This window comes from Halomonas sp. PGE1 (genome assembly GCF_013000985.1).
GTDB lineage: Bacteria > Pseudomonadota > Gammaproteobacteria > Pseudomonadales > Halomonadaceae > Halomonas > Halomonas alkalicola.
Genome location: NZ_CP053032.1, coordinates 1143558 through 1167335, shown reverse-complemented (window position 1 = coordinate 1167335; position 23778 = coordinate 1143558). Strand labels below are relative to the sequence as shown.

The following is a 23778-nucleotide window of genomic DNA, read 5'->3' as shown; positions in this document are numbered from 1 at the left end:
ATGGGTGCCGCCCTGGAGGTGGGCGCCCAGTGGTGGGATGACCGGGCGCTGGCGATAAACAGCGACGGCGAGCACGGCCGGCAGGAGCTGGCCCGTGCTTGTGCTGAGATGTGGTTGGCGGCCGTGGGAGTGTATTTCCGCGACGCGCAATCCGCCATGCGTGGCATCAAGACTGCCGACCTCGAGTCCCTGGATGATTTGACCAGCGACAGGCGCCTACTCGCCGCCCTGCTGGAGCCCCTGGACGCTGACCCAGGCCGGATAGGTGACGCCATGATTCAGGCGCTGGACAGTGGCCGCCGCTTCGACACTGGCGCCATGAATCGGGCAGTGCCTGAGATCCACGACGATTTGCGGTTGGGCGAGTGGAAAGAGAAGCACAAGCGCCGGGGGAAGGCCGAGGCAATATCGTTGCGGTGACTCCCCCCGTGGGGCTAGTCTGCAAGCGTTTTTCAAAGGGGGGACATTATGGCGGGTATTTCGACCCACCATAAATAAAACGCCTATATATCAATGCACTAGATAGCAAGGTAGAAGAGACGCACTCTTATACCATTGTTGAGGAATAAGCCTGCGCAGGAGGCTGATCCGGAAGTAGGCCTGCGAGGAGGCGCTGTGAATACATCCTTGTACGCTACTTCGGCCATCCCTGGTCCTCAGACCTCCTCTTCGGCCTACCACCGGCGCCTCCCGCTGAATCGTGGCCCTTGATCCTTGGTTCCTGGCGCTCGGCGCCTAGACCCGATAGACGCTCTTGGTCATCACCTTGGACATCAGCGTCATGCCGAACTTGACCGGGGCGGGGAATCGGGCGCCACCGGCCTCCAGCGCCAGCTGGGCGTGGTGGGCCTCGTCGATGGCCATCTGGCGCAGCACCGCCCGAGAGCGTTGATCCCCCGCCGGCAGCTTCACCAGGTGGTCCTCCAGATGGCGGCCCACCTGCTCCTCGGTGGCGGCCACGAAGCCGAGGCTCACGCGGTCGCCCACGGCTCCGGCCACCGCGCCAATGCCGAAGGAGGCGGCATAGAAGAGCGGGTTGAGCAGGCTGGGGCGGTCGTGCAGCTCCTGGAGCCGCTCGTCGCACCAGGCCAGGTGGTCGATCTCCTCCCTGGCCGCCTCCTCCATCTGGTCACGCACATCGGGCAGCTTCGCGGTCAGCCCCTGGCCCTGGTAGAGCGCCTGGGCGCACACCTCGCCAGTGTGGTTGATGCGCATCAGCCCGGCCGCATGGCGGCGCTCCTCCTCGTCCATGGGCGCATCCTGCACCTCGGGGGTCGCCGGAGACGGCCGTGACGCCTGGGCGGCATGGGGCACCAGGGTGCGCAGCACGGTATCGAACTGGTGGATCAGGTTGTCGCTGGGAGAGAGCTTGCGGTTCATGACGATCTCTTCGCGCCTCGGTCCGGAATGGATGCCCCATTGTAGCCGAGGGCCCCTGCCGCCTGAAGCACCGCCCTGAACGGCCGACGCCACCTGGCGGTGGCGTCGAAAGAAGCTGCACCCGATGCGTCGAACGCCTGGGCTTGCGCGGTTGCCCGCAGGGCGCCGGCTAGCCAGCCGGCCAAGTGAAGCGTCGACCGCCCATCAGGTGCATATGAATATGGTAGACCGTCTGGCCGCCGTCGTCATTGCAGTTCATCACCACCCGGTAGCCCGCCTCATGGCAGCCCCGCTCGCGGGCCAGCCCGGCGGCCACGATGGGCAGCCGGCCGACCAGGGCGCGGTCGCCCTCGTCGAGGTCGTTGAGGGTGGCGATATGGCGCTTGGGGATCACCAGCAGGTGGGTCGGGGCCTGGGGAGCGATGTCCTCGAAGGCCAGCACCTCGTCGTCCTCGAAGACGATGGTGGCGGGGATCTCGCGGTTGACGATCCGGCAGAACAGGCAGGCCATGGCGTCTCTCCCTGGTCGGAGCTCTGGAGGGTGGGGCTCAGCGGAAGCGGCGCTGGGCCAGCAGGTGGCGCACCAGCGGCGCGAGGATCAGCTCCATGGCCAGCGACACCCGCGCCCCTGGCACCACCAGGGTATGGGGACGGCTCATGAAGGAATCCGGAATCATCGCCAGCAGGTAGGGAAAGTCCACGGTGGCGGGATCGCGGAAGCGGATCACCGCGAAGGACTCGGCATCGGTGGGGATATCCTGCACCTCGAAGGGGTTGGAGGTATCCACCGTGGGGACTCGCTGGAAATTGATGTGGGTGCGCGAGAACTGCGGCTGGATGTAGCGCACGTAGTCGTCCATGCGCCCGAGGATGGTGTCGATCACCGCCTCCTGGGAGTGGCCGCGCAGCTTGGTGTCGCGCACGATCTTCTGGATCCACTCCAGGTTGATGGTGGGCGCCACCCCCACCAGCAGATCCACATGGCGAGCGATGTCGTGCTCGGGCGTCACCAGGCCGCCGTGGAGCCCCTCGTAGAAGAGCAGGTCGGTGCCGTAGGGCAGCGGCTGCCACTCGGTGAAGGTGCCGACCCGGTAGCCGGCCTCGATCATCCGCTTGTCCTCGGCGTGGATATAGTGGCGATAGGTGCCACTGCCCTGCTCGCCGTACTCCTGGAACAGCGCCTCGAGCTCGTCGAGCAGGTTGGCCTCCACGGCGAAGTGGGAGAGCTCGTCCTTGCGCTCGGGCTCCTCGCGGAAGATCCGCGCCAGCTCCTCCCGGGTATAGCGATGGAAGGCGTCGCCGTCGACCACGGCGGCATGGACGTCCTCGCGGGCGAACATGCGCTCGAAGGAACGCTTGACCGTGGTGGTGCCGGCCCCGGAGGAGCCGGTCACGGCGATGATCGGATATTCGCGGGACATCAGGCGCCCCCTGCTCCGGCAAGCGCCGCGACCACGGCCTCGGGCACCGCCACCGGGCGCCCGGTGGCCGGGTCGACCAGCATCACGTTGAGCCGGGCGGTGGCCACGGGGCGGCCGCCCTCGGCGTGGCGCACGCGGTGGTAGACGGTGATCGCCCGCCCGACGGGGGTCGGGATCGCCGTCTCCACGACCAGGGCATCGGGCCAGCGCGCCTCGGACTGGTACTGCACGGCGAGGTCCGCCACCACGCTCGGGTAGCCGCCGAGGTCCCACTCGGTGAGGCCCAGGGCACCGAAGGCCTGGATCCTCGCCTCGTGGAGCAGCGACACCAGAGTGTCATGGCCCAGATGGCGGCCGTAGTTCATGTCGGTGACGCGCACCGTCAGCGGATGACGGTGCACGATGGCCGTCTCGGGAAACTCGAGCCTGACGCGCTCCATGGGCACCTCCTTAAACACCCTCCCGGGCAATGGCCCGGTAGGCAATGTCGCGACGGCAGAGCACGCCTTCCCAGCGGATGGCGTCGACGCCGCGGTAGGCCTGCTCGGCCGCGGCCGAGACCCCCTCGCCCAGGGCGGTGACGCAGAGCACCCGCCCGCCGGCGGTGACAAGCTGGCCGTCCTGCTCCGCTGTGCCGGCATGGAAGACCTTGCAGCCGGTGGCCTCGGCGGCCTCGATGCCCTCGATCACATCGCCCTTGCGGTAGCTGCCGGGATAGCCGCCGGCGGCCAGCACCACGCCCACCGCGGCGCGGGGATCCCAGTCGCACGCCTTGCCGGCAAGCGCACCGGTGGCGCCGGCCAGGCAGAGTTCGGCGAGGTCGGACACGAGGCGCAGCATGATCGGCTGGGTCTCGGGGTCACCGAAGCGGCAGTTGTACTCGATCACCTTGGGGTTGCCCTCGGCGTCGATCATCAGCCCCGCGTAGAGGAAGCCGGTGTAGGGGTGCCCCTCGGCCGCCATGCCCTTCACGGTGGGCAGGATCACCCGCTCCATGATGCGGCGATGCACCTCGTCGGTGACCACGGGGGCCGGGGAATAGGCGCCCATGCCCCCGGTGTTGGGGCCGGTGTCGCCCTCGCCCACCCGTTTGTGGTCCTGGCTGGTGGCCATGGGCAGCACGGTCTCGCCGTCCACCATGACGATGAAGCTGGCCTCCTCGCCGTCGAGGAACTCCTCGATCACCACCCGCGCGCCGGCGTCGCCGAAGGCGTTGGCCTCCAGCATGTCGCGCACCGCTGCCTCGGCCTCGTCGAGGGTCATGGCCACGATCACGCCCTTGCCGGCGGCCAGGCCATCGGCCTTGATGACGATGGGGGCGCCCTGCTCGGCGAGGTACGCAAGCGCCGGCGCCACCTCGGTGAAGGTGCGGTAGTCGGCGGTGGGAATGGCGTGGCGGGCCAGGAAGTCCTTGGTGAAGGACTTGGAGCCCTCGAGCTGGGCGGCGCCGGCCGTGGGGCCGAAGATCGCCATGCCCGCCTCGCGGAAGCGATCGACCACACCGACCACCAGCGGCGCCTCCGGACCGACGATGGTCAGGTCGATGCCCTCGTCCCGGGCGAAGGCCACCAGGCCGTCGAGGTCATCCACCGCGATGTCGACGTTGGCCAGGCCGGCCTCTCGGGCGGTTCCGGCATTGCCGGGCGCCACGAAGACCTGTGCCACCAGGGGCGACTGGGCGACCTTCCAGGCCAGGGCATGTTCGCGGCCACCGCCGCCGATGATCAGCACCTTCATTCGTTCCACCTGCATTCTGCGAATCGAAAGCTCGACGAGCCGTAACGAGGCGGCATTATGTCAGAAAGCGTGCGCCTGCGCCCGGGCCTTACTTCGTCTCATCATCGTTCTTGCCGCCGGCCTGGCCGATGGTCTGCTGCCAGAACTTCATGTTCTCCTCGGCCAGCTCGCGCATCAGCTCCATGGGCGAGTGGCGCATGGCCTGCTGCCACTGATCCTGCATGCGCTGCTGCTGCTCCATCATCAGCCGGGTCCCCTGCTCCAGATAGCGGGCCAGGGGCAGCGGCTGAGCCATATCGTAGACGCGGATGAACTGGGCCAGCAGGTCGTTGGAGAACACCTCGGCATCACCGTCGGCCTGCTCCTGCTCGATGATGATCGACAGCAGGATGGTGCGCGTCAGGTCCTCGCCGCTCTTGGCGTCCTCGACGCGGAAGGGCACGTCATCGAGCACCAGCTGGCGCAGATCCTCGAGGGTCACATAGCGGCTCTGTTCGGTATCATAGAGCCTGCGGTTGGCATACTTGCGAATCACGCGCACGGCGCTGCTCCTCGGTCGATGTGGGGGCGTGTGCCCCTGTACGGCTATTGTGCACCGCGACACCATCCATGCAAGGCCATGCACGACATTGCCGCCAACGCGAGGCACCAATGAACCTGATCCTGCTTGCTCCGGAGGATATCGAGAACCACCGCCTGGCCCGGGTCACCGACCCGCGCCGGCTGCGCCACCTGCGCGAGGTGCATCGCGCCACGCCGGGCGACCGCCTGACGCTGGGGGTACTGGGTGGCGGCATCGGCCAGGGCGAGCTGCTCGCCCTCGACGACCGGGAAGCCACCTTCAGCCTGGACGGCCTCGACCAGCCGCCGCCCCCGGCCCTGCCGGTACACCTGGTGCTGGCCCTGCCGCGGCCGCGCATGCTGGCGAGAAGCCTGGAGCATGCCACCGCGCTGGGCGTGAAGGCTATCACCCTGCTGCACACCCGCCGGGTGGAGAAGAGCTACTGGCAGTCGCCGGAGCTGGCCGCGGAGAAGATCCACCAGCACCTGGTGCTGGGGCTCGAACAGGCCCGCGACACCCTGCTGCCCACGGTCACCCTGGAGAAGGGCTTTCGCCCCTTCGTGGAAGAGCGCCTGCCCGGCCTGCTCGAGGGGCGGCGCGGCCTGCTGGCCCACCCCGGCATGGCCCAGGCCTGCCCGCGGGGGATAGCCGACCCCACCCTGCTGCTGGTGGGGCCGGAGGGCGGGTTCATTCCCTGGGAGGTGGAGAAGCTGCTCGAGGCGGGCTGCGAGGGCATCCACCTGGGGCCGCGCATCCTGCGCGTGGAGACCGCGGTGACCGCCCTGCTGGCCCGGCTGTTCTGACCCGGGGGGTGGCGTCAGCCGTCGTGGCCCTCGCCCATCTCGTCCGGCTCATGCTCGAGAAGCGGTGACTCCTCGCTGCAGTTCGGGCGCTGCAGGAAGGTCTCGCGCACGTCCAGCAGACCCAGGTGGGAGATGGTGCGCCGCCCCAGCAGCAGCGGATAGTTCATCTCCTCGCGGTCGCGCAGGCTGAACTGCTCCTCATAGACGGTATCGCCGAGGCAGACCTTCATCAGCACCACCGGACGCTCGTCGCGCCCCCCGGCCCCGCGCACGCGCAGGTCGCGATAGAGCGGCAGCTCGAGCTGCTCGGTGAAGGCCTCGCTGCTTGCGGTATCCTCCAGCTTGAGTCGGAAGCTCACCCACTCCTCGCCGTCGCGCTCGAAGGTCTCGATCTCCCGGGCATCCAGCGACGAGGTCAGCGCCCCGCTGTCCAGCTTGGCCTTCACCGCCACGCCCCAGGGCTCGATGGTGGCGCGCTCGACCCAGCCGAACACCTTGTCGTCGGCGCCGGCCTGGGCCATGCCGGCCAGGAGCCCGGCAGCCAGGGCGAGGGGGCGCACCATGCGGCGCGTCGAGGCAGCGAAGTCCATGGGTGATCTCCTTTCTGGGGCAGAAAAAAATACACAAAACGTGCAGATGGACCGCATAGAGGGCCGGGGGTTCCCCGCCTGACGCACCGGGCCGCCCTCAGCGCTGGAGGCGCTCCAGCAGCCGCAGGGTGGCGAAGCCGTCCGGCGTGACGCCGATCGACTGCTGGTAGGCCCGCAGCCCGCGCTGGGTGTTGGGGCCCATGATGCCGTCCGGGGTTCCCACATCGAAACCGCGGGCGTTGAGCGAGCGCTGCATCTCGCGCACCTGATCACGGCTCAGCGGCTGCTCATCCCGGGGCCAGCCGGCCTGGATGCCGCCGCGGCCGGCGATCTGGTCGGCCAGGGACCCCACCGCCAGGGCATAGCTGGTGGCGTTGTTGTAACGCAGGATCGCCCGGTAGTTGGGACCCACCAGGAAGGCCGGGCCGCGGGCCCCGGCGGGCACGATCACCGAGGCCGCGTCGAAGTCGGGCAGGCGACCGCCGCCGAGCGGGCGCACGCCGAGGTCGGCCCACTCCTGGGCCGAGCGCCGGTTGGCGAGCTCCGCCCGGGCGTAGTCGAAGTCGTCCGGAAGCACGACCTCCACGCCCCAGGGCTGGCCCGTGACCCATCCGGCCCGAGCCAGGTAGTTGGCGGTGGAGGCCATGGCGTCGGGAATGCTGCCCCAGATGTCGCGGCGTCCGTCGCCGTCGCCGTCCACGGCGTAGGCCTCGAAGCTCGAGGGAATGAACTGGGTGTGGCCCATGGCGCCGGCCCAGGAGCCGACCATGCGATCCGGGGCGATGTCGCCGGCCTCGATGATGCGCAGGGCGGCGAGCAGCTCGCCGCGGGCGAAGTCGCGACGGCGACCGTCGAAGGCCAGGGTGGAGAGCGCGTCGAGGGTCGAGAAGCTGCCGAAGTTGCCGCCGTAGTTGCTCTCGATGCCCCAGATCGCCACGACCACCTCGGCGGGCACGCCGTAGCGCTGCTCCATGCGCCGCGCGGTGTCGCGATGCTCGGCCAGCTTGGCGCGCCCCTGGGTGACCCGCTGGGCGGAGACGGCGCTGTCCAGATACTGCCAGATGGGACGCACGAACTCCGGCTGGGAGCGATCCAGCTCGATCACCCGCGGCCGGTAGCGGACGCCGTCCAGGGCCCGCGCCAGGGTCGCCTCGGAGATACCTTCCTGGCGGGCCTCCCGGCGGAACTGGGCGCGCCAGGCGTCGAAGTTGGCAGGCGGGGCCGGCTCGGCCTCGCTGGCGGTCGCCTCGGCCGCCGTCGGGGTGGCGTCGGCGGCAGGCTCATCCGCCGCCTGGGCGTCCCGGGCCGGGCCGCTCTGGCAGCCGGCAAGCAGGCCCAGCATCAGGCCGAGGGTCAGTGTCCGTTTCATCACGCTTGCGCTCTCCATGGCGAGGTTCAGGGGGGATGGTTCAGGCCGATCATCGCGCAGAATCGGCACCACCACCACCCCCCCCTAGCCGCCGGCGAGGCGCCAGATCACCAGCCCGTGGCAGGCCACCACCACCACGGTCAGCAGGGTGCGCAGCGACTGGTACCAGGTGGGCAGCAGCTCGCGGCTCGTCCTGCCGCACTCGTGCAGGCGCACCACCAGGAAGCCGGCGATCAGCACCCAGGCCCCGGTGGCCGGGTGCAGCAGCAGCGCCGGCCAGGCGATCAGGCTCGGCGCCATGCTCAGGGCCAGCCGCCTCCGGAAGCCGGCGCTGTCGTCCGGCTCCAGGGACATCGCCACGCCCCACTGCACCCCGCCCAGGAAGGAGAGGATCACGGCGCTGTAGTAGAGGAAGGCCGGAATGGCCACAAGCTGCCAGGCCAGCGGCGCCAGCCAGGCACTCCCCGCCAGCGCGAGGAACGGGAGCAGCCCGGCGAGGCCGAGGCCAAGGGGAAGTCGAGGAAGGCGAGCGGCAGTCATGGCGTCTCCTGGTCGGGTTCCGAAAAGAGCGAGAGCTGGGGCGAGGCGGCCGGCGTGCCGGGGCGCCGCCCGGGCCGGCGGCTGGCGAGCCGCTCCAGCAGCGCCTCGCTGGCCTCGTGCGCCCCGGGGGCCCGCCGGGCGGCGTGGAGCTCGCGCTTCCAGCGTCGCGCCTCCGCCTCGAAGTCATGGATCGGCAGCGGGTAGTCCCGCCCCGGGAGGAAGCCCAGGGCGGCACGCTCGGCGGCCGGCAGGGCCCAGGGGCGGTGTCGCCAGATCGTTGGCAGCCCCGCCAGGGCGGGCAGCCAGCGTGCCACGAAGCGTCCCTCGGGGTCGCGCTCCGCGGCCTGCTTGAGAGGGTTGTAGACCCGCAGGGCGTTGGTGCCGGTGAGCCCCGCCTGCATCTGCACCTGGGAATAGTGGATGCCGGGTTCGTAGTCGACGAAGAGCCGCGACAGGTGCAGGGCCGGGTCACGCCATGGCAGCCCCAGCCCGAAGGTGGCGAAGGAGACCAGCATGGCGCGCATGCGGAAATTGAGCCAGCCGGTCTCCCGCAGGGAGATCATGCAGGCATCCACCAGGGGCACGCCGGTTCGCCCCTCGCACCAGGCGGCCAACCGCTCGGGGGCGGGTGTCTCGCGCAGCCCGCGCAGGGCGGGGTGCAGGGTGCGCTGCTCCAGCGTGGGTTCGCTCTCCAGCTTCTGGATGAAGTGGCAGTGCCAGTGCAGCCGCGACTCCAGGGCGGCCAGGGCCCGGGACCACTCGGCGTCGCCGCGCCGCTCGCCCCTGGCCCGGCGCAGCCCCTGCACCACCTCGCGCAGGGAGAGCGTGCCCCAGGCGAGGTGGGGCGATAGCCGGGAGCCAGCACGACGGGCGCGGTCGGGGCTGCCGATGTCCCGGTGGAAGCGCACCCCTCGCCCCGCCAGGAAGGAGTGCCAGGTGTCGAGCCCCGCGGGCCGGCCTCCGGCCTGGCGCCCCGGGCAGGCCTCGCGGCCCGCACCGAGCTGGCGGGCCCGCCAGTGAGTGCGGGGCAGCGGAGCCAACCGCTGCCACCCCTCGGGTGAGCGGGCCGGGCGCGGGGCCGCCAGTGGCTCGGCCATCAGTGCCTCCCACTGGGTCGCCCAGCCGCGGCGATGCCCCAGCCCGCGGATCACGCCGTGCTGGCGGGTCTCGTGCCAGGGCACGCCCCGCCGCCGGCACCAGTCGGCCACCGCGAGGTCGCGGGCAAAGCTCCAGGCGTTGCCGGTCTCCTGGTGGGAGCGCAGCACGCAGGGGCCAAGGAGGGCGACCACCCGCTCCAGCACCTCGACCGCCTCCCCCTCCAGCACGCAGAGCGGCAGGCCGAACTCGGCCAGGGCATCGGCCAGCGCCTCGAGGCTCTCGGCGATGAAGTCCCAGTGGCGCTGGGCGCTGTCAGGCTGCTGCCAGAGCGACGGCTCGATCACGTAGAGCGGCAGCACGGGCCCCGCGGCGCAGGCCTCGGCGAGGGGCCCGTGGTCGTGGCTGCGCAGGTCGCGCTTGAACCACACCAGCTGGACGGGCGCCTCAGCCACTCTGGCGCGCTCCTGCCTGTCCCCCCAGGCCGGGCGCCTCCGCCAGGGGGGGTGCAAAGTGCTCGGGCGCCACCGTCCAGGGACGATGCCGGCCGCTGCCCGGGGGCAGCACGGCGACCTCGGGCAGCCAGTGCGCCACGTAGGCCCCGTCGGGATCGTAGCGCGCGGCCTGCCAGAGCACATCGAAACGGTGCCCGCGGGGGTCACGGCCGACGCCGGCCACATAGCGCCAGTTGCCCCAGTTGCTGGCCACATCGAAATCGATCAGCGCATGCTCGAACCAGGCCGCCCCCAGCCGCCACTCGACGCCGAGCTCATGGACCAGGTAGCTGGCCACGTTCTGGCGAGCCCGGTTGGAGAGCCAGCCGGTGGCGGCGAGCTCGCGCATGGCCGCGTCGATGAAGGGCATCCCGGTTCGCCCCTCGCACCAGGCCCGGAAGGCGTCACTCTCCGGGGGAAGCCCGCGGGGGCCGAAGAGCGCCGCCCCCTCCTGGCGGGCCGCCCAGTGAAAATAGTCGCGCCACAGCAGCTCGAAGATGACCCAGCCGCTCGACTCATTGGCGCCATGCCGGGCCTCCCAGGCCCGCACCGCATCGTGCACCTGGCGCGCCGAGAGGCAGCCGTGGGCCAGCCAGGCCGAGAACCGGGTGGAGAAGTCGGCGCCCAGCAGGCCGTTGCGGGTCTGCTTGTAGCGAGCCACGGCGCCGCTCTGCCACAGGTAGTGATCCAGGCGCGCCAGCCCCTCGGCCTCGCCGCCGACGAAGCGATAGGCCGTGCGCTTGTCGGGGGTCCAGGACGCCGCCCGGCTGCACACCTTGCCCAGGGGCGGGAAGCCGCGGGGGGCCGCCTCGGGCCAGGGCGGCAGGGTCACGGGGGCCGGCAGCGCCGCCGACACCGCCCCGGCACGCTCCACCCTGCGGCGAAAGGCCGAGAAGCTCCCCGGCAGGGCCGCCACCGGGACCGGCAGGCTCGCCTCGTCCAGCAGCAGCCCGCTGTCGGGCTGGCACAGCGCGACGCCCTCCCCCAGGCGCTCGGCCAGCCGGTGTACCTGCTGGGCCTCGTCCCGCCCGGCATCGCGGCGAACCCGCACCTGACTGGCCCCGTGCCGGTCGGCGAGCTCGGCGACCACCATCACCGGGTCGCCCACCCGCACCAGCAGGTCGCTGCCGCGCCTGAGCAGCTCCCCACGCAGGGCGATCAGGCTCTCCCACAGGAACCGCAGCCGGGCCGGCCCGATGCACGCCGCCTCGAGGCCAGGCAGGGTCTCCAGCCAGGCCCGATCGAGCACGTAGACGCAGAGCAGCTGCTCGGGCGGGGTCTCGAACTGGAACAGGGGGTTGTCGGCGAGACGCAGGTCGTGGCGCAGCCAGGCAAGGGTCAGGCTCATGTGGCCCTCCCCGCGCGGCGCGCCTCGCGGCGGCAGCGCTCGCTGCAGAAGCGCACCTCCGCCCAGCAGCGCGCCCACTTGCGTCGCCAGGCAAAGGGTCGTTGGCAGTGGCCGCAGGTCTTGCTGGGCAGGTGAGGTTTGAGGTGCACGATGGGGCCCATCTTCATGGACAGAGCCTCATTATCGTACAACAAGTGTATAACTTAAAGCCCGCCTGCCCTCCTCACGGCAGAAGGCCGCCCGGAGGCGGCCTTCGACGGGCAGCGTCAGCATGGATCAGGAGGGGTCGCTCTCCTTCGGCTCGCGCCGGGCGTTGGCCTCGGTCTCGTGGCCGCTCTTCAGCTCGTGGGTGAGCGGGTCATAGTTGGGACGCAGCTCATCCTTGACCGTGCCGCTCCACAGCTTGGAACCCACGAAGTAGCCGGCTCGGCCGATGATGTGGGCCGCCACCGGGGCGGTCATCAGGATGAAGACGATGATGGCGAAGGCGCGAGCCGCCACCCCCACCTCGGCGAAGTGCATCGCCACCGCCAGCATGACCAGGATCACCCCCAGGGCCGCGGCCTTGGTGGTGGCGTGCATGCGGGTCAACAGGTCGGGCAGGCGCAGGATGCCCAGCGACGCCAGCAGCATCAGCAGGGCGCCGGCGATGACGAAGGTGCCCTTGATGAACTCAATCATCGCGCGGTCCTCCACGTTCCAGGAAGCGGGCGAAACCGATGGCGGCCAGGAAGCCCATCAGGGCGATGACGATGGCCGCATCGATGAAGCTCGAGACGTCGGACTTGATGGCGTAGACGCCCACCAGGCCCACGACGATGCTGGCGAAGAGCTCCAGGGCCACCACCCGGTCGGGCAGGCTCGGCCCGCGCACCACGCGCACGAAGCAGAGGATCAGGGCGAGGCTCATGATGACCTGGCTGATCAGTATCACGATATCCATGCGGGTACCTCGCGGCCAGGCTCAGCGAAACAGTTCCAGGGCACGGTATTCCATTTCCTTGAGGTTGCGGCGCAGCTCCTCCTCATCGTCGAGGAACATGGCGTGGATGTAGAGCACCTTGCGGTCGTCGGAGACGTCCAGGCTCAGGGTGCCGGGGGTCAGGGAGATCAGGTTCGCCACCATGGTGATCTCGAGCTCGGTACGCGCCTCCAGGGGCATGGCGATCACCCCGGGCTTCATGTGCCAGGGCGGGGTCAGGATGTCGAAGGCCACCTTGAGGTTGGCCATCAAGAGCTCCTTGATGAAGAAGCCGATGAAGCCCAGGATCCTCGGGATACGCGCGGGATAGCCCTGCAGGGCCTCCACCTGGGGCTCGATCAGCACCAGGGCGATGTAGCCGAACACCAGCCCCACCACCAGGTTGAGGCCGGTGAAGTCGCCGCTCAGCACGACCCAGGCCAGGGCCAGCAGCAGGTTCCAGATGGCTCCGGTCATGGGCTTGCCTCCTCGCTTGCCGGCGCCTCAATGAGGGCCTCGCTGACATCCACGTTACCGCCCAGCACGGCCTCGATGTAGCCCTGGGGGTTCATCAGCTGCTCGCCGATGGTGTTCATCAGGCCCATCAGCGGCTCGGCGAAGACGCCGATCAAAAGCGACAGCGCCGCCAGCACCCCCACCGGCAGGGTCATCAGCCACAGGCTGGGCTTGACCATGCGGCCATCGTCGCCCACCACGGTCTCCTGCTCGGGCACCAGGTTCTCCTCGGGCAGCGCCTTCCAGAACACCTCGTTCCAGATCTTGACCATGGAGTAGAGGGTCATCAAGCCCACCGCCAGGGCGATGCCGGTGACCACGTAGGCCTCGGCCTCGATGCCGGCGCGCACGATCACGAACTTGGCGAAGAAGCCCGACAGCGGCGGGATGCCGGCCAGGGAGAAGGCGGAGAGGAAGAAGGCCACGGCGAGCCAGGGGCGCTCCTTGTAGAGCCCGCCCATCTTCTTGAGCTGGTAGGTGCCCTGCAGGCGCCGGGTGATGCCGCTGATCAGGAAGAGGTTGGTCTTGACCACGATGTTGTGCATCACCGCGAAGATGCCGCCGGCGATGGCCAGGGGCGTGTAGAGCGCCAGGCCCAGGATCATGTAGCCGATCTGGCTGACGATATGGAACGACAGGATGCGGCGGAACTCGTACTGGGCCGCCGCCCCCAGCACCCCGGTGACCATGGTCAGGGCCGCGCCCCAGATCAGCAGGTCCTGGGTGTAGTCCAGGGTCTCGTCGAACATCAGGGTGAAGACCCGGAACAGCGAGTAGACCCCCACCTTGGTGAGCAGGCCGGCGAACAGCGCCGACACCGCCACCGGCGGCGTGTGGTAGGAGGCCGGCAGCCAGAAGAACAGCGGGAAGGCCGCCGCCTTGATGCCGAAGGCCACCATGAACATCACCGCCAGCACCTCCACCATGCCCTGGTGCTCCGCCTCGTGGAAGCGCAGGGCGATGTCGGCCATGTTGAGGGTGCCTACCATGCCGTAGGTCAGGCCGATGGCGGTCAGGAAGATCACCGAGGCCAGCAGGTTGAGGGTCACGTACTTGATCGCCCCCTCCATCTGGGCCTTCTCGCCGCCGAGGATCAGCAGCGCGAAGCTCGCCACCAGCATCACCTCGAACCAGACGTAGAGGTTGAAGATGTCGCCGGTGAGGAAGGCGCCGGCGACCCCGGCCAGCAGCAGGTGCATCAGCGGGTAGTAGCCGAACTTCTCGTGATCCGGCCCGGTGGAGGCCAGCGAGTAGACGGCCAGCGCCAGGCCGATCAGGGCGGTGAGCACGATCATCACCGCGCTGAGCATGTCGGCCACCAGGGTGATGCCATAGGGGGCCTCCCAGCCCCCCATCTGGATGGTCACGTAGCCATCCTGGTGCACCGAGGTGAACAGCCACAGCGAGACCACCAGCAGGGCCAGGTTGCCGGCCACGGCGGTGAAGCGTTGCATGGGCCGCGAGCGCCAGAAGAGCAGCGAGATGGCGCCCGACAGCAGCGGCAGGAGGACGGGAAGTGCGACTTCGGGCCTCACGTGTCGGTATCCTTCATCTTGTCCAGGTCATCGGCCTTGACGATCTCGTAGGCCCGGCGAATCAGCACCACGGCGAAGGCGAGCACGCCGAAGGCGATCACGATGGCGGTCAGCACCACCGCCTGGGGCAGCGGGTCGGCCACCGCCCCGGCGGGCGCCAGCATGCCCTCGGGAATCAGCGGCGGCGCCCCGCGGGTCATGCCCGCCGAGGTGAAGATCAGCAGGTTGGCGGCGTTCGACAGCAGCGTCAGCCCGATCACCAGCTTGACGATGGAGCGACGCAGCATCAGGAAGATCGCGGCGGCATACATCATGCCGATGGCCAGCGCCATCACGGGTTCCATGGGGCATCTCCTGTCCGGTGGGCGGCGTTCTCAGGGCTCATCCTTGTCCACCTCCATCAGCGTCATCACCATGGTCAGCACCGAGCCGAGCACGGCCAGGTAGACGCCGATATCGAAGATCAGCGGCGTCGAGGCCTTGAAGTCGATGCCGGGAATCTCCCACCACTGGGCGGTGAGGAAGGCTTCGCCGACGAACCAGGCGGGCACCACCGAGATCATGCCGAGCAGCAGCCCCATGCCGATCAGGTCCCTGGGGTCGATCATACGCAGCACCTCCTTGGTGGCGCTGACCCCGAAAGCGAACAGGTAGAGGGTGAAGGCACCGGCGGCCACCAGGCCGGCGATGAAGCCGCCGCCGGGCTCGTCATGGCCGCGCAGCAACAGGAAGATCGAGAACAGCAGCTGCAGCGGCATCAGCAACCGCGCCGCCGTATTGAGGATGATGGTGCCGGACTTAACCATCGGCGTTCTCCTTGGCCGGGACGGACTTCTTCGGCTTCTCCGGGGCGCGCAGCTTGAGCATGGCGAAGACGCCGATGGCGGCCAGGGCCAGCACGAAGATCTCGCCCAGGGTATCGAGGGCGCGGTAGTCCACCAGGATGACGTTGACGATATTGCGCCCGTGGGCCAGGGGCGCGCTGTTGGCGATCATGTAGTCGGAGATCGGCACGAACTGATCGATGCTCCAGGAGGTCAGCACCAGCAGGGTCACCAGCCCCCCCAGGGTGCCGGCCACCGCCACGTCGCGCACCCGCTCGATCGGGGTGGAGAGGCTGGAGAAGCGCGGCAGCCGGAACAGCACCAGCACCAGCAGGATCACGGTGAGCGTCTCCACCAGCAGCTGGGTGATGCCCAGATCCGGCGCGCTGAACAGGATGAAGGTCAGGGCGATGGAGAAGCCCATGATGCCCACCGACACCACGGCACCCAGCCGCGAGCGGGAGATGGCGGCAAACAGCGCCCCCAGCACCATGGTGCCCACCACGATCGCCTCGTGGAACTGCACGTCCAGGGCGACATGGAACTGGGGCGCATGGCGCAGCAGCAGCGAGTTCCCGACCAGGGCGATCAGGGTGACGATCATCACCAGGATGTAGTTGCGCATGTAGCCGTTCTGCAGCACCCGGGTCTGCCACTCGGCGACCACTACCACGCCATCCATGAAGGCGTCGTAGCCGGCCTCCGGGCCCCGGGCGATGAGCGGGTCGAGCCGCGCCAGGCGCGCCCGCACGCGATCCCAGCGCTTGAAGAGCAGGTAGCCCAGCGCCAGGCTCACCAGCGACATCAAAAGCGGCAGGTTGATGCCGTGCCACAGCGACAGCTTGACCTCCACCGGCGCACCGACCACCGCCGAGGCGGCCGCGGTGAGCAGGCCACTGCCGGCCAGGGACGGCAGCAGCCCGAACAGCAGCGAAAGCGTGGCCAGCACCGCCGGGCCCAGCAGCATGGAGGCCGGCGCCTCGTGGGCCACCCGCGGGGTCTGGCGTCGCTGGCCGAAGAAGGGGCGCAGGGCAATGATGGCCGCCACGGCGATGGTCAGGATCGCCGCGGAGAAGGCAAGCAGCAGGATCAGCCACCGCCAGGCGCTCGCCTCGAGCACCGACTCGAACATCAGCTCCTTGCCGATGAAGCCGAACAGCGGTGGCACCCCGGCAAGCGACAGCGCCGCCACCATGGCCACCACCGCGGTGATCGGCATCAGCGGCCTCAAGCCGCCCATGGCGGTGACGTCCTTGGTGCCGGTCTCGTGGTCGAGGATGCCGGCCACCATGAACAGCGCCCCCTTGTAGAGGGAGTGGGCGAGCAGGAAGGTGACGAAGGCGATCAGCGCCCCCTCTGTGCCGATGCCAAGCAGCATGGTCAGGGTGCCCAGCGCCATCACCGTGGAGTAGGCCAAAAGCTTCTTGATGTTGGTGTGGCGGATGGCCAGGAAGGCACCGGTGAACATGGTCAGCGCCCCCACCACCGAGAGCGTCACCGTCCACATCTCGGTGCCGCCCAGGCTCGGCTGCAGGCGCGCCAGCAGGTAGATGCCCGCCTTGACCATGGTGGCCGAGTGCAGGTAGGCCGAGACCGGGGTAGGCGCGGCCATGGCGTTGGGCAGCCAGAAATGGAAGGGAAACTGGGCCGACTTGGTGAAAGCACCGAGCAGCAGGCAGATCAGCAGCGGCGTGTAGAGGTCGTGCTCGCGCAGGACATCGTCCATGGCGTTGAGCTCGGCGAGCGACCAGCTGCCCCCGGCCACCCCCAGCATGGCCAGGCCCGCCATCAGCGCCAGCCCCCCCGCCACGGTGACGAAGAGCCCCTGCCGGGCCGACTTGCGCGCCTCCAGATCGGTGTGGTTGAAGCCGATCAGCAGGTAGGAGGTGATGCTGGTCAGCTCCCAGAAGACGAACAGGGTGAAGAGGCCGTCGGCCAGCACCAGCCCCAGCATGGAGACCATGAAGGCGAGGATCGCCAGGTGGAAGCGCACCAGGTCCGGGTGCCCCTTCAGGTAGCCCCCGGCGTAGATCAGCACGAAGGTGCCGATGCCGGTCACCAGCAGGGCGAACAGCATCGAGAGGCCGTCGACCACGAAGGTCAGGCTCATGCCGAGCGACGGCACCCACTCCATGGCAAACACCAGGGTCTCGCCGGCCATCACCGCCGGCAGCTGGGTCAGGAACCAGAGCGCCAGGGAGGCGGGGAATGCGGCCAGGAAGAAGCTGGTGCGATCGCCGAACCAGCGATGGAAGAGCGGCGCCAGGGCGGCCAGCAGGAATCCCGACAGCACGGCAAATTGGATCAAGGGGGCTCTCCTGGTCGTGTTCGTCCTAGGGTCCAAGGGCGCATGGCAGGCGGCCTGATCTGGATCAGCATTCGCCTAATGGATGACGCAGCGCAGCACCCCGGAGCCTGTTTATCAATAGAGAAAGCCTATAGACTCTCGCCGGCGAGTGGCAAGAACGGGCTGCGCCTTACCTTAAACGGAAGTCGACATCATATCATTAGTGAATGATTACCATGCGATTTTCGGCCGCGCCCGGTTGCCGCACACCAGCGCCTCGATCCCCCTCCGGGGCATCGAGATGAACACGAGCCGGGCGGTGACGTGGCTGCCCGGGCCACAGCGCACCCTCTTCCCCCGGTGCCCGGCCTGGCCAGTTGTGCCCCCGCCATTGCGTGGATGAGCAAACCGATGGCACTGATGTGGATTCCCCTCCTCACCCTGCTCGGCGCCCTGGTGCCGATATCCACCTCTCGCCACGGTCGACGCCTCTGCGTTCTCGCCACCCTGATCGCTCCCCTGCTCGCCCTGGGCCTGGTGCTTGCCCAGGCCCCGGCGGTGATCGACGGTGAGGTGGTCCGCGCCTCCCTTGCCTGGATGCCCCTGCTGGGCCTCGACCTGGCGCTGCGCATCGACGGCCTGACGCTGCTGTTCGCGCTGCTGATCCTCGGCATCGGCAGCCTGATCCTCCTCTACGCCGGCCACTACCTGAGCGCCGACGAGGACGACGGTCGCTTCCTCTCCTACATGATGCTGTTCATGACCGCCATGGTCGGCATCGCCATGGCGGACAACCTTATCCTGCTGTGGCTCTTCTGGGAGCTGACCAGCGTCTCCTCCTTCCTGCTGATCGGTTTCTGGGGCCACAGGAGCGACGCCCGCCGCGGTGCGCGCATGGCGCTGGCGGTCACCGGCGCCGGCGGCCTGGCGCTGCTCGCCGGCCTGCTGCTGATCGGCAACGTGGTGGGCAGCTTCGCCATGGCGGACGTGCTGGCCGCCGGCGACGTCATCCGCGCCTCGGCACACTACCCGCTGATCCTGGCGCTGGTGCTGTTCGGCGCCTTCACCAAGTCCGCCCAGTTCCCCTTCCACTTCTGGCTGCCCCACGCCATGGCGGCGCCCACCCCGGTCTCCGCCTTCCTGCACTCGGCCACCATGGTCAAGGCCGGGGTCTTCCTGATGGCCCGGCTCACCCCGGCGCTGGGCGACAGCACGCTGTGGGCAGTATCGCTCTCCCTGGTGGGCCTCGCCACCATGCTCTACGCCGCCTGGTTCGCCCTGCTGCAGCGCGACCTCAAGGGGATCCTGGCCTTCTCCACGGTGAGCCACCTGGGGCTGATCACCCTGCTGCTGGGGCTGGGCAGCCCGCTGGCCATCGTCGCCGCAGTCTTCCATATCCTCAACCACGCCACCTTCAAGGCGGCGCTGTTCATGAGCGTCGGGATCATCGACCACGAGACCGGCACCCGGGACATCGACCGCCTGGGGGCGCTCTGGTCGATGATGCCGCTGACCGGCACCATGGTGATCCTGGCGGGCTCCGCCATGGCGGGCTTTCCGCCCTTCAACGGCTTCCTCTCCAAGGAGATGCTCTTCGAGCAGAGCCTGGCCAACGGCGTACTGGGCGCACTCAGCGGCCTGATCCCGCTGCTGGTGACGGTGGCCGCCACCCTCTCGGTGGCCTACTCCGTGCGCCTGATCTGGAGCCTCTTCTTCGCCGCCCCCAAGCTCACCCGGGAGCAGAAGGCCGAGCCCCCCATGCACGTCCATGACCCGGCCCGGGGCATGCTGGCCCCGGGCCTCTTCCTGGCCGCCATGAGCCTGGCGGTGGGCCTCTTCCCCATGACCCTGGCCGCCCCGCTGGTCAACGCCGCCAGCCTCGCCGTCCAGGGTGACGCCACGCCCCCGATCTCGCTGGCCCTGTGGCACGGGCTCAACCTGCCCCTGGCCATGAGCCTGGTGGCGATGGTCGGCGGCGTTCTGCTGGTGCGCCAGCATCGCCACCTGGCACGTCTCGCCGCCCTCTTCCCCGGCCGCGACGCCAGCCTGATCTTCGAGGCGGCGGTGCTTCGGGTGATCAAGTCCACCCTCTGGCTGACCCTGCGCCTCGAGAACGGCTCGCTGCAGCGCTACCAGGCGCTCCTGGCGCTGTGCGCCCTGGCCATGATCGGCTTGGGCCTGGCCAACCTGGAGAGCCTGACAGGCCCCCTGGGCCAGCAGCCGGTGGACGGCATGCTGGTGCTCGGGGCGGCACTGATCACCTTCGGCGCCATCGGCAGCGCCCTGAGCCACCGCTGGCGGCTGGTCTCCCTGCTGATGCTCTCGGTGGTGGGCCTGACCGTCTCGCTCACCTTCGTGCGCTTCTCCGCCCCCGACCTGGCACTGACCCAGCTCTCGGTGGAGGTGGTCTCGATGATCCTCTTCATCCTGGCGCTCTTCTTCCTGCCCCAGCGTCCGCCGCTGCTGGTCTCCCAGCGGCGCATCCTGCGCGATCTGGTGCTGGCGGTCTCCCTGGGCCTGGCGGTGGCGATGCTCAACTACGCCCTGCTGACCCGGGAGACGATCTCCATCGCCGACTACTTCCTGCGCGAGGCGGTGCCCGGCGGCGGCGGCACCAACGTGGTCAACGTCATCCTGGTGGACTTCCGCGGCTTCGATACCCTGGGCGAGATCACCGTGCTGACCCTGGCGGGCCTGGCCACCTTCAAGCTGCTTAACCGCATGAAGCTGTTCATGCCGGCGGGCAACCTGGAGGGGATCCGCTGGTCGCGCCACCGCTACCCGATGATCCTCGCCGTGATCGCCCAGATCCTGCTGCCGCTGGCGCTGCTGGTGTCGGTGTACATCTTCCTGCGCGGCCACAACCAGCCCGGAGGCGGCTTCATCGCCGGTCTGATCACCGCCGTGGCGCTGATCCTGCAGTACATGGCTCGCGGCCACGACTGGACTCGGGAGCGGCTGCCGATCTCCTACCCGGTGGTGGCGGTCTCCGGCCTGATCATCGCCGTGGCCACCGGCCTTGCCAGCTGGCTGTTCGGCTACCCCTTCCTGACCTCGGCCTTCGGCCACTTCCACATTCCGCTGATCGGCGAGATCGAGCTGGCCTCGGCCATGCTCTTCGACCTCGGGGTCTACCTGGCCGTGGTCGGCGCCACCCTGATGATCCTGATCAACCTGGGCCGGGTCACCACGATCCACCGCCCGACGCTGGAGGAACGCTGATGGAAGCCCTCTTTTCCCTGGTGGTCGGCGTGCTCACCGCCAGCGGCATCTACCTGCTGCTGCGCGGACGCACCTTCCCGGTCATCATCGGCCTGGCCCTGCTCGGCTACGCGGTGAACCTCTTCCTGTTCTCCACCGGGGGGCTCAACACCCACGCCGCCGCGGTGATCGGCGAGTCGATCAGCCCGGCCGATCCGCTGCCTCAGGCGCTGGTGCTCACCGCCATCGTGATCGGCTTCGCCATGACCGCCTTCGTGGTGATCCTGGCGATCCGCGCCCGCAGCGAGCTGGGCAGCGACCATGTGGACGGCCAGTCCGGCGAGACGGGGGACACCAAATGAGCCAGCACCTGATCATCCTGCCGATCCTGATTCCCATGATCGGCGCGCTGGCCCTGCTGATCGCCAGCCAGGCCAGCGATACCCGACGCCGCCAGGTCAGCAGCGCGCTCTGCGTGGCCCAGGTGCTGGTGGCGGCCTGGCTGCTGGCGGTGGCGGGCGGCGGCGAGATGCTCTTCTATGCGCTGGGCAACTGGCACGCCCCCTTCGGCATCGTGCTGATGCTCGACCGCCTCTCGGCGCTGATGCTGACCCTGACCGCCGTGCTGGCACTGGGCAGCGTGCTGTTCGCCTGCGCCGGCGAGGACGCCCGGGGCAGCAACTTCCACGGCCTCTTCCAGCTGCAGCTGATGGGGCTCAACGGCGCCTTCCTCACCGGCGACCTCTTTAACCTCTTCGTGTTCTTCGAGATCACCCTGCTCGCCTCCTACGCCCTGATGATGCACGGCGGCGGCAAGGAACGCATCGGGGCCGGCCTGCACTACGTGATCCTCAATCTGGCCGGCTCGGCGCTCTTCCTGGTGGCACTGGGGGTCCTCTACGGCGCCACCGGCACCCTCAACATGGCCGACATGGCGCGCCGGGTGGCCCAGATGTCTGGCGACCAGACCGCCCTGGTCACCGCCGGCGCCCTGCTGCTGATCGTGGTGTTCAGCCTCAAGGCGGCGCTGCTACCCCTCTACTTCTGGCTGCCGCGCACCTATGCCGCGGCACCCGCGCCGGTGGCGGCCCTGTTCGCCATCATGACCAAGCTCGGCCTCTACGCCATCCTGCGCGTGCAGTCGCTGATCTTCGCGGACACCCCGGTGGCCGAGGCAATCACCGCCTGGCTGTGGTGGGCCGGGCTCGCCACCATCGCCCTGGCGGCCGTCGGCGTGCTGGCGGCCCGGGACCTGCGCACCCTGGTGGCCTACCTGGTGCTGGTCTCGGTAGGCACCCTGATGGCCGGCACGGCGCTGGGCTCCATCGAGGCCATCGGCGCCCTGCTCTACTACCTGCCCCACACCACCCTGATCTGCGGCGCCCTCTACCTGATCGCCGAAATGATCGGCCAGCAGCGCGGCAAGGCGGGCACCCGCCTGGTACGCGCCAGGCGGCTCTACCAGCGCCACCTGCTCGGCGGCATGTTCCTGGTGGCGGCGGTGGCGGTGGCGGGCCTGCCGCCCCTGGCCGGGGCGCTCGGCAAGGCCCTGCTGATGCAGGCCGCCGAGGGGTCGGCGCGGCTGTGGCTCTGGCCGCTGCTGCTGCTGGCCGGCCTCTGCGCGCTGATCGCCATGTCCCGGGCCGGCTCGGTGTTCTTCTGGGCCAGCTACAAGGGCGAGGTCGACAGCGGCCGTGTCTCGCGGCCCCAGCTGGCCGGGGTGCTCTGGCTGCTGGCCAGCGCCCCCCTGCTGGTCGCCTTCGCCGGGCCGGTCAGCGGCTATACCCAGGCCACCGCCGAACAGCTGGCCGAGCCCCAGGCGGTGATCGCCCGGCTGCTCGGCGAATCCCCCGCCCTCCAGTTCGGACGGCTCACCATCGAGGGAGAGTCACGATGAAAGCCATGGGTCGCCTGCTGCCCACTCCTACCCTGTCGCTGGTGCTGCTGATCACCTGGCTTCTGCTGGTGCGCAGCATCGCACCCGGCCAGCTGATTCTCGGCGCCGTCCTGGCCGTGGTAATTCCGCTGCTCACCCGAGGCTTCTGGGAGCCCCTGCCCCAGGTCAGGCACCCCATCAAGCTGGCCCGGTTCGTGCTGGTGGTGTTCTACGATATCGTCAAGGCCAACGTTCAGGTCAGCCTGCTGATCCTCTCGCCGAAGCGTGAGCCCCACCCCGGCTTCGTGGAGTACCCGCTCTCGGTCAAGGACCCGCTGACCATCACTCTACTGGCCAACACCATCACCATGACGCCGGGCTCCGTCTCCACCAATGTCCGCCTGGACCGCTCCTCGCTGCTGATCCACGTGCTGGACATGCACGACGAGCAGGCGCTGGTACGCGAGATACAGGAGCGCTACGAGCGCCCGCTCAAGGAGATCTTCGAATGCTAGAGATCGCGCTGATGATCAGCCTGTCGCTGATCGTGATGGCCATGGCCATGAATGTCTTTCGCCTGGCCAAGGGGCCCGATGTCCCGGACCGCCTGCTGGCCCTGGACACCCTCTACGTCAACTCCATCGCGCTGATCGTGCTGCTGGGGCTCTGGCTGAACACCAAGACCTACTTCGAGGCCGCGATCCTGATCGCCATGCTCGGCTTCGTGGGCACCATGGCCATCTGCCGCTACCTGCTGCGCGGCGACATCATCGAGTAAGGAGCCGACCATGAACCTCTATCTACTGGCCGAAGCCGTGGTCGCCTTCCTGCTCGTGGCGGGCGGCATCTTCGCCTTTACCGGCTCCTTGGGCATGCTGCAGTTCAAGGACTTCTTCATGCGCCTGCACGGCCCCACCAAGGGCACCACCCTGGGGATCGGCTGCACCCTGATCGCCTCCATGCTCTACTTCACGGTGACCCAGGGCGAGTTTCACGTCCAGGAGCTGCTGATCACCCTGTTCCTGTTCATCACCGCCCCGGTGACCGGCCATATGCTGGCCAAGACCGGCCTGCACATGCACCTGCGCTTCACCACCGGCACCCGGGGCTCGGTGCCGGAGTTCCGCGACGAGGACGTGGGCCAGAGCCGGGTCGCGCGCCCGGCCAAGGCACGCCACCCCTGGCGCTCCCGCCGCCAGAAGCGCAGGGGACGCCTGCCCCGCTGACGGGGCAGGCGTC

Annotated in this window: 27 protein-coding genes; 8 read left to right on the top strand and 19 right to left on the bottom strand. The window is 69.1% G+C overall.

Going from position 1 to position 23778, the window contains the following annotated elements; translation table 11 throughout:
* Positions 1-420, top strand: coding sequence for a hypothetical protein (locus HIR79_RS05575; protein ID WP_169957561.1), 420 nt, complete (start codon positions 1-3; stop codon positions 418-420).
* A 315-nt stretch (positions 421-735) separates the two neighbouring features.
* Here the strand turns inward: HIR79_RS05575 and coq7 are convergent, their stop codons facing one another.
* The 6 genes from coq7 to phaR all read right to left on the bottom strand — a co-directional run bounded on the left by coq7 (position 736) and on the right by phaR (position 5079).
* A complete protein-coding gene (coq7, locus tag HIR79_RS05570) occupies positions 736-1380 on the bottom strand; it encodes a 2-polyprenyl-3-methyl-6-methoxy-1,4-benzoquinone monooxygenase (protein ID WP_211620945.1) in 645 nt (214 codons plus the stop codon).
* A 169-nt stretch (positions 1381-1549) separates the two neighbouring features.
* The gene (locus HIR79_RS05565) at positions 1550-1891 is read right to left on the bottom strand and encodes a histidine triad nucleotide-binding protein (RefSeq protein WP_169957560.1); all 342 of its coding nucleotides are present in this window, start codon (positions 1889-1891) and stop codon (positions 1550-1552) included.
* 37 nt (positions 1892-1928) lie between these two features.
* Positions 1929-2801, bottom strand: a complete 873-nt coding sequence (locus HIR79_RS05560) for a phosphoribulokinase (RefSeq protein WP_119021933.1) — start codon at positions 2799-2801, stop codon at positions 1929-1931.
* Positions 2801-3241, bottom strand: a complete 441-nt coding sequence (locus tag HIR79_RS05555) for an acyl-CoA thioesterase (protein WP_110068520.1) — start codon at positions 3239-3241, stop codon at positions 2801-2803. The genes HIR79_RS05560 and HIR79_RS05555 overlap by 1 nt, the downstream gene beginning before the upstream one ends.
* 10 nt (positions 3242-3251) lie before the next feature.
* On the bottom strand, positions 3252-4538 hold the full coding sequence (purD, locus tag HIR79_RS05550; RefSeq protein WP_169957559.1) for a phosphoribosylamine--glycine ligase: 1287 nt from the start codon (positions 4536-4538) through the stop codon (positions 3252-3254).
* A gap of 88 nt (positions 4539-4626) precedes the next feature.
* On the bottom strand, positions 4627-5079 hold the full coding sequence (gene phaR / locus HIR79_RS05545) for a polyhydroxyalkanoate synthesis repressor PhaR (protein WP_110068518.1): 453 nt from the start codon (positions 5077-5079) through the stop codon (positions 4627-4629).
* Positions 5080-5189: 110 nt separating this feature from the next.
* Between phaR and HIR79_RS05540 the strand changes: the two genes are divergently transcribed.
* Positions 5190-5903, top strand: coding sequence for a 16S rRNA (uracil(1498)-N(3))-methyltransferase (locus HIR79_RS05540; RefSeq protein ID WP_169957558.1), 714 nt, complete (start codon positions 5190-5192; stop codon positions 5901-5903).
* A 14-nt stretch (positions 5904-5917) separates the two neighbouring features.
* Here HIR79_RS05540 and rloA3 read toward each other — a convergent pair whose 3' ends face one another.
* The 13 genes from rloA3 to HIR79_RS05475 all read right to left on the bottom strand — a co-directional run bounded on the left by rloA3 (position 5918) and on the right by HIR79_RS05475 (position 17480).
* A complete protein-coding gene (gene rloA3 / locus HIR79_RS05535; protein WP_169957557.1) occupies positions 5918-6493 on the bottom strand; it encodes a retropepsin-like aspartic peptidase RloA3 in 576 nt (191 codons plus the stop codon).
* Between the two features lie 97 nt (positions 6494-6590).
* Positions 6591-7862 (bottom strand): lytic murein transglycosylase, encoded by a 1272-nt coding sequence (locus HIR79_RS05530; protein WP_169957556.1) that lies wholly within the window; start codon positions 7860-7862, stop codon positions 6591-6593.
* An 84-nt stretch (positions 7863-7946) separates the two neighbouring features.
* Entirely contained in the window at positions 7947-8402 is a 456-nt protein-coding gene (locus tag HIR79_RS05525; RefSeq protein ID WP_169957555.1) for a DUF3429 domain-containing protein, read from the bottom strand.
* Positions 8399-9952, bottom strand: coding sequence for an FAD-binding domain-containing protein (locus tag HIR79_RS05520; RefSeq protein ID WP_169957554.1), 1554 nt, complete (start codon positions 9950-9952; stop codon positions 8399-8401). The genes HIR79_RS05525 and HIR79_RS05520 overlap by 4 nt, the downstream gene beginning before the upstream one ends.
* Complete coding sequence (locus tag HIR79_RS05515) at positions 9945-11339, bottom strand: DASH family cryptochrome (RefSeq protein ID WP_169957553.1); 1395 nt, start codon at positions 11337-11339, stop codon at positions 9945-9947. Before HIR79_RS05515 ends, HIR79_RS05520 begins: the two co-directional genes overlap by 8 nt.
* Entirely contained in the window at positions 11336-11506 is a 171-nt protein-coding gene (locus HIR79_RS05510) for a DUF2256 domain-containing protein (RefSeq protein ID WP_249322258.1), read from the bottom strand. Before HIR79_RS05510 ends, HIR79_RS05515 begins: the two co-directional genes overlap by 4 nt.
* A gap of 109 nt (positions 11507-11615) precedes the next feature.
* Positions 11616-12020: a monovalent cation/H(+) antiporter subunit G gene (mnhG, locus tag HIR79_RS05505; protein WP_110068515.1), complete on the bottom strand. Its 405-nt coding sequence runs from the start codon at positions 12018-12020 to the stop codon at positions 11616-11618.
* Positions 12013-12282 (bottom strand): MrpF/PhaF family protein, encoded by a 270-nt coding sequence (locus HIR79_RS05500; protein ID WP_110068514.1) that lies wholly within the window; start codon positions 12280-12282, stop codon positions 12013-12015. Before HIR79_RS05500 ends, mnhG begins: the two co-directional genes overlap by 8 nt.
* Positions 12283-12303: 21 nt before the next feature.
* A complete protein-coding gene (locus HIR79_RS05495; RefSeq protein ID WP_110068513.1) occupies positions 12304-12777 on the bottom strand; it encodes a Na+/H+ antiporter subunit E in 474 nt (157 codons plus the stop codon).
* Positions 12774-14351: a Na+/H+ antiporter subunit D gene (locus HIR79_RS05490; RefSeq protein WP_169957552.1), complete on the bottom strand. Its 1578-nt coding sequence runs from the start codon at positions 14349-14351 to the stop codon at positions 12774-12776. The genes HIR79_RS05495 and HIR79_RS05490 overlap by 4 nt, the downstream gene beginning before the upstream one ends.
* Positions 14348-14695, bottom strand: a complete 348-nt coding sequence (locus tag HIR79_RS05485) for a Na+/H+ antiporter subunit C (protein ID WP_169957551.1) — start codon at positions 14693-14695, stop codon at positions 14348-14350. The genes HIR79_RS05490 and HIR79_RS05485 overlap by 4 nt, the downstream gene beginning before the upstream one ends.
* Positions 14696-14725: 30 nt before the next feature.
* Complete coding sequence (locus tag HIR79_RS05480) at positions 14726-15157, bottom strand: Na+/H+ antiporter subunit B (RefSeq protein WP_169957550.1); 432 nt, start codon at positions 15155-15157, stop codon at positions 14726-14728.
* Positions 15150-17480, bottom strand: coding sequence for a putative monovalent cation/H+ antiporter subunit A (locus tag HIR79_RS05475; protein WP_169959478.1), 2331 nt, complete (start codon positions 17478-17480; stop codon positions 15150-15152). Before HIR79_RS05475 ends, HIR79_RS05480 begins: the two co-directional genes overlap by 8 nt.
* A 393-nt stretch (positions 17481-17873) precedes the next feature.
* Here HIR79_RS05475 and HIR79_RS05470 point away from each other — a divergent pair, with 393 nt between their 5' ends.
* From HIR79_RS05470 to HIR79_RS05445, 6 genes are read left to right on the top strand one after another with little or no spacing between them, the layout of a single operon-like run.
* The gene (locus HIR79_RS05470) at positions 17874-20684 is read left to right on the top strand and encodes a monovalent cation/H+ antiporter subunit A (RefSeq protein ID WP_169957549.1); all 2811 of its coding nucleotides are present in this window, start codon (positions 17874-17876) and stop codon (positions 20682-20684) included.
* On the top strand, positions 20684-21025 hold the full coding sequence (locus HIR79_RS05465; RefSeq protein WP_110068508.1) for a Na+/H+ antiporter subunit C: 342 nt from the start codon (positions 20684-20686) through the stop codon (positions 21023-21025). The genes HIR79_RS05470 and HIR79_RS05465 overlap by 1 nt, the downstream gene beginning before the upstream one ends.
* Positions 21022-22560 (top strand): monovalent cation/H+ antiporter subunit D, encoded by a 1539-nt coding sequence (locus tag HIR79_RS05460; RefSeq protein ID WP_169957548.1) that lies wholly within the window; start codon positions 21022-21024, stop codon positions 22558-22560. Before HIR79_RS05465 ends, HIR79_RS05460 begins: the two co-directional genes overlap by 4 nt.
* Positions 22557-23054 (top strand): Na+/H+ antiporter subunit E, encoded by a 498-nt coding sequence (locus HIR79_RS05455; RefSeq protein ID WP_169957547.1) that lies wholly within the window; start codon positions 22557-22559, stop codon positions 23052-23054. Before HIR79_RS05460 ends, HIR79_RS05455 begins: the two co-directional genes overlap by 4 nt.
* Complete coding sequence (locus tag HIR79_RS05450) at positions 23048-23317, top strand: K+/H+ antiporter subunit F (RefSeq protein WP_169957546.1); 270 nt, start codon at positions 23048-23050, stop codon at positions 23315-23317. The genes HIR79_RS05455 and HIR79_RS05450 overlap by 7 nt, the downstream gene beginning before the upstream one ends.
* A 10-nt stretch (positions 23318-23327) precedes the next feature.
* Positions 23328-23765, top strand: coding sequence for a Na+/H+ antiporter subunit G (locus tag HIR79_RS05445; RefSeq protein ID WP_169957545.1), 438 nt, complete (start codon positions 23328-23330; stop codon positions 23763-23765).
* Positions 23766-23778: the final 13 nt, after the last annotated feature.